The 8,847-nt window shown below is 29.3% G+C and carries 11 protein-coding genes; 7 read left to right on the plus strand and 4 right to left on the minus strand.

The features are described from left to right. From CN601_RS07075 to CN601_RS07100, 4 genes are all read left to right on the plus strand, one after another. On the plus strand, positions 1-1,146 hold the full coding sequence (locus CN601_RS07075) for a site-specific integrase (RefSeq protein WP_098170614.1): 1,146 nt from the start codon (positions 1-3) through the stop codon (positions 1,144-1,146). 1,034 nt (positions 1,147-2,180) lie between these two features. Beyond that, positions 2,181-2,327, plus strand: coding sequence for a small acid-soluble spore protein O (gene sspO, locus CN601_RS07085; RefSeq protein ID WP_098119745.1), 147 nt, complete (start codon positions 2,181-2,183; stop codon positions 2,325-2,327). Positions 2,328-3,088: 761 nt separating this feature from the next. Further along, the gene (locus CN601_RS07095) at positions 3,089-3,223 is read left to right on the plus strand and encodes a small acid-soluble spore protein P (protein WP_098119743.1); all 135 of its coding nucleotides are present in this window, start codon (positions 3,089-3,091) and stop codon (positions 3,221-3,223) included. 27 nt (positions 3,224-3,250) lie between these two features. Further along, on the plus strand, positions 3,251-3,406 hold the full coding sequence (locus CN601_RS07100; RefSeq protein WP_098119742.1) for a YfhD family protein: 156 nt from the start codon (positions 3,251-3,253) through the stop codon (positions 3,404-3,406). A gap of 48 nt (positions 3,407-3,454) precedes the next feature. Here CN601_RS07100 and CN601_RS07105 read toward each other — a convergent pair whose 3' ends face one another. Together CN601_RS07105 and CN601_RS07110 are read right to left on the minus strand one after the other, a co-directional pair. Further along, positions 3,455-4,159, minus strand: a complete 705-nt coding sequence (locus CN601_RS07105; protein WP_098119741.1) for a DsbA family protein — start codon at positions 4,157-4,159, stop codon at positions 3,455-3,457. A gap of 186 nt (positions 4,160-4,345) precedes the next feature. After that, positions 4,346-4,816, minus strand: coding sequence for a hypothetical protein (locus tag CN601_RS07110; RefSeq protein WP_098119740.1), 471 nt, complete (start codon positions 4,814-4,816; stop codon positions 4,346-4,348). Positions 4,817-5,000: 184 nt separating this feature from the next. On the opposite strand from CN601_RS07110, the gene CN601_RS07115 reads away from it, so the two are divergent. After that, positions 5,001-5,432 (plus strand): DUF2621 family protein, encoded by a 432-nt coding sequence (locus tag CN601_RS07115; RefSeq protein WP_098119739.1) that lies wholly within the window; start codon positions 5,001-5,003, stop codon positions 5,430-5,432. Positions 5,433-5,489: 57 nt separating this feature from the next. Here the strand turns inward: CN601_RS07115 and CN601_RS07120 are convergent, their stop codons facing one another. After that, a complete protein-coding gene (locus tag CN601_RS07120) occupies positions 5,490-5,969 on the minus strand; it encodes a CcdC family protein (protein ID WP_098119820.1) in 480 nt (159 codons plus the stop codon). A 167-nt stretch (positions 5,970-6,136) separates the two neighbouring features. After that, a complete protein-coding gene (locus CN601_RS07125; protein ID WP_098170615.1) occupies positions 6,137-6,844 on the minus strand; it encodes a cytochrome c biogenesis CcdA family protein in 708 nt (235 codons plus the stop codon). 622 nt (positions 6,845-7,466) lie between these two features. Between CN601_RS07125 and CN601_RS07130 the strand changes: the two genes are divergently transcribed. Then, positions 7,467-8,207 (plus strand): AzlC family ABC transporter permease, encoded by a 741-nt coding sequence (locus tag CN601_RS07130; protein ID WP_098170616.1) that lies wholly within the window; start codon positions 7,467-7,469, stop codon positions 8,205-8,207. Then, a complete protein-coding gene (locus tag CN601_RS07135) occupies positions 8,204-8,509 on the plus strand; it encodes an AzlD domain-containing protein (RefSeq protein ID WP_098170617.1) in 306 nt (101 codons plus the stop codon). Before CN601_RS07130 ends, CN601_RS07135 begins: the two co-directional genes overlap by 4 nt. Positions 8,510-8,847: the final 338 nt, after the last annotated feature.

Below are 8,847 nucleotides of genomic sequence, written 5' to 3' on the forward strand. Positions count from 1 at the left end.
ATGAAAGGCAGTTTTAGAAAACGTGGCGACAAATGGAGTTTTGCAGTTGATTTAGGTAAAGATCCTATTACAGGAAAAAGAAGACAAAAAACTCGTAGTGGGTTTAAAACTAAAAAAGAAGCACAGGCTGCTTGCGCTGAAATGATTAGCGAAGTTGAAAAAGGTGTATATTTCGAATCAAAAAATATTACAGTAAAAGAAGTTTGGAGTAGAGCGCAAGAAATTCGAAAACAAGAATTAAAGCCTCTTTCCATCCAAAACTCTGAATACACAGTAAGAAATCATATTTTACCTAAATTCGGCGCTATGAATATTAATAAGGTAAATGCCCAGATGATTCAAAAACACTATCATGAGTTGTATGAGGATGGTTTAAGCGCATCTACTGTTCAATACATTCATGTGTACTTCCAAATCATTTTCAAATACGCTTTGGATTGGGAAATTGTAAAAAATAGTCCATTAAAGAAAGTGAAGCTACCAAAGAAAGAAAAGAAGATACCAGATACATGGTCCATTGATCAATGTATTACGTTTTTAGATTTCTTAGAAAAACGGGAATATTACAAGGAACGCTTATTTTTCTTACTTGCCATTTATACAGGTATGCGCCGTGGAGAAATTTCTGCACTGCAATGGAAAGATATTGATTACTGGAAGAAACAAATATCAGTTACAAAAACAACAATTTCACAAAATGGAAAAGGGATAATTATAACTTCTCCAAAAACCCCTTCTTCCATACGAAATATTGCAATTTCTGATTATGTATTAGAACAGTTAACTGAATATAAAATACACCAGAAAAAAGAATACTTGCAATACGGACTAAAAGTAACTGATGAATCAACTATTTTCGATGGTACTGAACCATTAAAATTGTATAATCCAGCAAGTGCAGCTCACTTTTTACAACGCTTTTCAAAGAATCTTCATTTACCACATGTGAAATTACACGGGTTACGCCACACCCACGCAACGATCATGTTAGAAAATGGAGAAAACCCAAAAATCGTTCAAGAACGATTAGGTCATAAAAACGTCCAAACCACTTTGAATGTGTACAGTCACCTCACACCAACCATTCAACAACAATCTGCCTCTCGTTTTGAAGAATCTTTTTCGAAAAAGACAAATGAAATGTGAGCATTATGTGAGCACAATGAAAAGGAAACTTAATAATACTAATAGTTTCCTCTTCTTTTATCATAAGAATTACTTATGACTAAATTTATCGAATAGGAAATTTAATAATCTTTTACTAATATACCAATTGGTTTTACAAAAAATTTAAATTTTTATGTTAAATTAACAAATGTCATTTGAGGAAAATTTAATTTTTTTAGTTATAAAAAAACTAAGCAATTACTCAATAACCTCTCTTAAAAATCAATTCGGGAGACGTTATATATCTTTATTATATCAATAACTAAGCATTTCACACTATACTCCAATCAATGGTAAAACTACCATATACTTATGTATTACTTGGTAGATCTTCATTTATTTAATGGTTTATTAGGGTTAAGTGGTTAAAATATCAGTTGTTAATTAGTGGCATACATTTTTTTATTACACATGAATCATAATAAGTATGATTTTTTCATTTTAAAATTGAATATGTTTTATTCTCACCACGCAAACAAACCCTATATACACAAATACAAGGTTAAGTTCTTCTTGACGCTCCTTTGTGCGGGTAGGTTCGTAAATCAAAACATTTATATTGTTTTTTACGCAGTATTTATACCATTTTAAGGCTGCCTGCTTTGTATTTGGAGCTAACTAATTAAATTTGATAAATTTCTTTCGTGATAAGTTGGATTTGTCATTGTCATTTCTCCTTTTTAATAAATAAAAAAAAGCCATCCTAATAGGAAGACTTTTCACAATAATTTAGTTCAATCAGAAAATAGAAGACTTATGTCAATATATTCACGAACAATGAAAACGGTTTGTAATATCAGTCTAAAAGACCAATGTTTTTTTACTTAACCATGACTTTATGTATACAGATTGTTTTCTCCTCACAAAAATTACCATAAAGATAATTAGGCTACTTAAAAAAATTAAGGAAAGACTATTTTTTATAAAAGGCTTTGTTCAATTAATTCTCAGGCGTTTTTATGAAGATATACAGAAAATAAATCATAGAGCCTTATATTTAAGGAGGAATTTACATGTCTAGACGTAAAAATAATTCAGGTAGTGGTATGTCTGCATCCGTTGAGCAAGGAAAAGCTGCTGGTTTTAATGAAGAAACTGCACAAGAGCCACTTTCAGCAGATTATAAATTAAACAATAAAAAGACTAAAAAAAGACAATAAAGTAAACTCGACGATTTATTGGTAGTTGTACACTACTAAATCCGTCAATTTTTCTTCTCCGTCGCCAATTTATGAACAAAAAAATAGCAAGCAATCGCCAAATTGCTTGCTATTTTTAAATTTTTTTTGATCATTACTCAAAATCATCTTTACGTTTTCTTAGAATACCTCTGTTCATTGTCGATTGCGGCATTAAATAAATAATGTCACCAGTTCTTTTTGTCTCTCTATTAACATTACTTTTTCTTCGATTATAGTATAGGAAAAAATTAATCACGTTTCTTTGTCTCTTATTATATTGAACTTTCTTGAACAAGAGATAGAGTACGATCACACCCGAATATATAAGACAAACCGCTAGAACTTGCATAATCAGTATCAGTCTCCTCTTTCATTTTGACTATTACTAGTATTGGTCAAATTACTTGTTTCATACATCAAAAGAGTCAGACAAACTAAAAAAATTAACTTTTACTCTAGTAATTTCTTAGAAAATATATATTTAAAAATTGTTTGTCGTTTTTTTATCTTAAAATTATGAAAAATAATTTTCTCAAACTTTCTATTATTAATGATTCAAAGCTGAATTAAATCATATAAATTCCTCCCTTTCATTAATTTATTTATTATATGGAAAATGGTTATCAAAAATTAGTAGGAAAAATTGATTAAAACGCTTACATTTTAGAATTAGTAAATTTTTCATTGTGGCATATTTTTTTCAATACAACTAAAGCTATTCATAAAGGAAGGTGACAAGAATGACAAACAAATCGTCAAAACGAAATAGCCCAATCGATCATGAAAGTGGGCAACCAAAACCATTAAGTGGTTCTCATAAAGTAAAGAATCAAAATCATTCTAGACAGAAAAAACATAGTAGTCACGATATGTAATTTTTAATTTAATGGAGGGTTTTTAAGTTGAAGAAAAAAAGTAATGGAACAAATAAAATTAATCAGAATATAACACCAGATGGACTAGATGTTGAGTACTCAGCAGAATTAGCTGACCAAGAGGATATGCAAGCGCAAGAGCGTTCAGCTCAAGCAGATGCACGTGTGAAAAAGAAACAATAAACTTGTACAAAAAAGGTATGCGATTATGCTCGCATACCTCTTTTAATCTTATTTATTTACCTCAGCATCAATAGCTGCTTTTATTGATTCTAAACTTGGATTATCAACTGCTTTTCCATTTACAAAAATTGTAGGAGTACCGTTTACGCCATAATGGCCAGCAATCGCAACATCATTAGCAACTTGTTTCATTGCGTCTTTTTTATATAAGTCTTTTTTAAATTGTTTTACATTTAAATCCGGAATAACAGATTTCGCAATACTTGCTAATTTATCTGGTGTTGCCCAAGTTGTTGTTTCATCTTCTTGCTTTAAATAAATTTGCTCTTGAAATTTCCAAAATGAATCTTTGTGCGTTTTATAGATAACTTCAGATGCAAGAGCTGCTAAGTTTGAATCCTTCGAAATAAATGGATAGTTAATAAATGAAAAATTGATTAAACCTTTGTCAATATAATCAGCTTTAAGTTGTGGAAATACGATTTTATTCCACTGTGCACAGATTGGACATTTGTAGTCACCAAATTCAACTACTTCAACCTTTGCGTCTTTATTACTAAATGTTGGCTGATCCTTTGTATCAAAACCATCAACCTTTACATCACTTACTCCAGCTATAGTTGGGTAAACTTCTTCCGTTTTTTTCTTTTGTAGATGTGAAACTAAGAATAACGCTCCAACTAAAACTACGATACCAATAAACACAGAAATAGCAAAAGTTTGATTACTATTAGATTTCTTCTTTTTACTCATTAGTGCTTTATTCCCCCTACATTTATGTACTATTCAATATTGTAACATAAAGGGTTTATCCTAACTATTCATAACACTCACATTAGACAATAATTCATTTTTTACGACTAATGGAACATAAAATCAACTCAACAATATTTATCGAATATAAATAGGGTCGCCCATGAGTGGACGACCCCTTTATTTTTAATTGTTTTTATTTACTAGAACAATCAATTCTTCATCAAATTTTATTTCTGAATTCAATTTTAATAGCTCTCTAATAAAAGCTTTTGGATTTTCAAGTGTTAAAATAATCGGTTGAATCGATTCATTTATATGAATTAATAATGTAATAAGTTCTTTATTTTTTCCATAGACTTCAACTAATTGTTTAATTTCTGTAATATCATGAATTTTAAATTTAAGAGTAAGAATACCTTTATGAATAATAATATCATCTTGAATTAACACAATATCACTTCTTATTAACCGGAAAGCTGTAATACTTAAAACAATGATTACAACCGCAATTTGTAAATAAGTTTTTAAATCATTCCCATTGCCAAGTAACATTGAAATTAACTTGTACAGTACGATAAGGAAGATGGAACTTGCGGCCAAGTAAAATAAAACACTTAAAAAAGTAAAGTGAGAAGAGAATTTAGTTTGTTTCACATCTTTAGCCTCCTCTACGACTTTTTTCTTCGTTTTATCTACTATATGATTCAAATACCTAAAATGAAACTAGTACTTAAAAATAAATGGTCATTTTTTGACAAAAATCCTATGTACTGGCTTGATACTTGTCATATTTTCTTACTATAATAGTGTTATGTTACCTAATACAAGGAGGATACATATGTTTTCATTCTTTTCACAAATTATGATTGTCTTATGGACAATTTTCTTATTAGGAATGATGTCAATAGGCGGATACTTTATGTTCAGAAAGTTTTTAAAACGAATGCCGAAAGAGGATGGAAAATCAATCTTAGATTGGCAGGAAGAATATTTACTAAAAACAAAAGATTTTTGGTCATCTGAACAAAAAGATTTACTAGAAGAATTAGTAAAACCTGTACCATCTTTATTTAGAGATATTGCTCGAGATAAAATTGCAGGTAAAATCGGTGAATTAGCACTACTTAATAACGCAACACAAATTACACAAGGTTTAATTATTGAAGGTTATATTAAAGCAACACCGAGACGAGATCATGCTTTTTTAGTTAAAACTTTAAAGAAAAAAGAAATCGATTTCACAGATTATAAGCATTTACTTGCAAAATAAAATCAAAACTTAATTTTTTTCAAAAATAAAACGTGTACCGAAACGGTACACGTTTTATCATGTAATAATTGTATTTGAAGGAAGTTGTCTTCTCAACTTTTGATATGATTTGTACATTGCTAATCTCCAAGGAACAATCATTGAAAAAGCTAGTAAGAAGAACATACCACTTAATTGGCCTACATCAATTGACGAACTTAAGTATAACTTCATAACGATACGAACAACTAATAAACCAAGTAAGATAAATACGAATGATTTTGATCTTTTTAAATAAATTTCATTGTCTACAATTTCAAATTTAGACGTTTTAATAAGGAATAACGAAAAGAAAATCCCCATACAAACAGCTTCTAAAACTTCAGTTCCTGTTAGTCTGAACTCCGGTACTAAGTACATTAACGCTCCAGAACTCATAAAAAATGGAGGTAAAATTATTTTTCTTAAGTTTGTAGGCTTTTTAGCAGCTTTTATTCTAACTACAATTACGCCTAATGCCATACAAGTTGCTATAACTGTGCTAAATATTATACTCATATTTTTACTCATTTTTTTCACTACCTTTTATCTATATCTTTAAGAAAAATATTTCCTTATTTAAACTGATTATATAATACAGTTTCTTCTTTACTGTTGCAAATCCATTAACTTCAAAACCTGCATATTTTTATCACTTGACATTTCAGTTTTAACTTTAAATATCATTAAAAACCTGTAAATCCGCCAAAAAATCTAGTGAAATAAATTGTAATTTTAGTTAACCAGTCAAAATATAACATGATTCCCATAATAATCATTATATATCCACCGAAAACTACGATTTTATGTGAATTCTTTTTAATCCAAGTTAATGAACCTAAATAAAATGACAATACAAAGAATGGAATCGAAAACCCAAGTGTATACGCTAACATATAAAATAGACTAGAACCAGGATTACTCACTGCTAATGCAAATACTGAAGTTAAAATTGGTCCAGTACAAGGTGTCCACCCTGCTGCAAATGCTAACCCAATTAATGTAGAACCTAGAAATCCAGATGGACGTCTTGAAAATTGAAATCGTCGATCACTCATTAAAAACTTCGGTTGAAAAATTCCTGTAACTACTAAACCTAAAAATACAATTAATATTGCTCCAACTTGACGAATAAAATCTTGATACCTCATAAAAAAAGAACCAATTATTGAAGTACTAAACCCTAATACAATGAAAATTAACGTAAAACCTAGTAAAAAAAACAATGTATGTAGTAAAGTTTTACTTTTATGTATTCTTTTCTCATTTTGCAAATCACTTAAAGATACCCCTGTTATATACGACAAAAACGCTGGATAAATCGGTAAACAGCATGGAGAAATAAAGGAGAGAAATCCCGCTCCAAATGCAATACCAATATTTAAATCCCCCATCAACTTACATCCCTTCTCAACTTACATTCTAGTTAACATTATAACAGAATTGTTTTTTATTTAGTATTAAAAGTAGTTAATACACCGATTGGTACAAATTATTAATTCACACTTGTTTTTATGAATACAAATAGTAAATGTATTTAGAAAAATTTTAAGCTTTAACATAAAATCTTCTAGATTTTTTAGAAACTTTCACGAATGCACGCAATAATAACTTTAGATTTTCATTTATATGGAATAATTTCACTTAAATTTCGGCACACTTTTTAATAAACAATTTTATTAATTGGGTGGGAAAATGTTTAAAAAAATATGGCCAACTTTATTATTACTAGTAGTCCTGATCATTTATTATGTGGAAATATTACCTTATATTTATAAGTTTCACGGATGATACTTCAGTTATATCATGTTTAAAATTTCTACTTTTTAACTTCAATAGTAATTGTAAAATTTAAAAATGCTTTCAAATTTATTGAAATTAAATTTAATTATTACGAAAATTCTAAACAATTTATAGTATAATCATATGACAATCTTTTATGGCATTAGGAATAATTAATAAGCTTACGTTCTAAGCTCTACTGGATACTTTTATTGAAAGGAGTTCTTTTTTTATATGTCTACTGTTTTGCAGCAATCAAAACCGACGCAATCGAAAGCTAATCGGACTAAAGAAATAAAGGAAGGATTCTTAGCAGCTGTTCCATTAATCATTGGATATTTGCCTGTAGCTTTTACATTTGGATTAATCGCAAAGCAAGCAGACATTGATGTAGTAAATACTCTTTCATTCAGTGCGCTAGTATATGCTGGTGCAAGTCAGTTTATGGGGTTATCAATGTATTTAGCAGGCGTGAGTTTTTTTCAAATTTATATCGCTACTTTTATTTTAAATTTTAGAAACTTTGTTATGAGTCTATCATTTAATCATCAATTTAAAACGCTACCCTTTTGGGATCGAGTCTACTTATCTATTACACTAACAGATGAAAATTTTGCTGTTACAACTTTAGGTAAAAAAAACAGTAAAACTAGTTATTCATCTACTTATTTAATTACTTTACATACAATTGCTTACATTACTTGGATTAGTGGGACAATTTTAGGAGTTATTTTCTCAAAGCTAATCCCTAAAATCATTAGTGAAAGCATGGGTATTTCATTATACGCTATGTTTATTGGATTATTAACACCAGCCATTCGAACAAATTGGCGAGCATGCGTAATTGTTTTAGTTAGTATGCTTTTAAATTTCTTTTTTTCAACAATATTAACTCAAGGCTGGTCATTAATTTTGTCATCAATCCTTGCTAGTTTCCTTGCAATTGGTTTAATGAGAGGAGATTCCAAAGAATGATTATCTTTTTACTTGTATTAGGAATGTGCTTAGTCACAATGATTCCTCGAATTATTCCAGTTTTTTTAGTTGATCGGATTCAGTTTCCAAATTGGGTAACATCGTGGCTAAAAGGGGTCCCATATGCTGCATTAGGTGCATTAATTTTCCCTGGCATACTTAGTGTTCAAAAAGGAAATATGAGCGTCGGTTTAATTGGTGGGGCCGTCGCAATTATCTTATCATTATTTAGATTACATATTATCTTTGTTGTATTTGGTGCAATTGGAACTGTTTTAATATTGAAACTTTATTTTATTTAAAACATTACTAACATCTTTACTAGTACATAGTGTTTAAAAATTAGTTTATTAATTAGTTTCCAATATTAAATAGGTTAAGTAATATTGGTTGTAATGGTAATGCGAAGAGGTTGTTCATAATTTTGCTTATTTACGTACTCATGAACCTGATATGAGTACGTTTTTTTCATCTTGCTTTTATTATTGCTTATGAACACCTTATGAGTTAAGAATCCACTGATTCTCTCTCTTTTTTTAACTCATGGAGCTATTATGAGTTAAGAATTCTCCTATTCTCTCTCTTTTTTTTACTCATGAGCACCTTATGAGTTAAGAATCCTCCTATTCTCTCTCTTTTT

The organism is Bacillus sp. AFS017336 (assembly GCF_002555445.1).
GTDB lineage: Bacteria > Bacillota > Bacilli > Bacillales > Bacillaceae_G > Gottfriedia.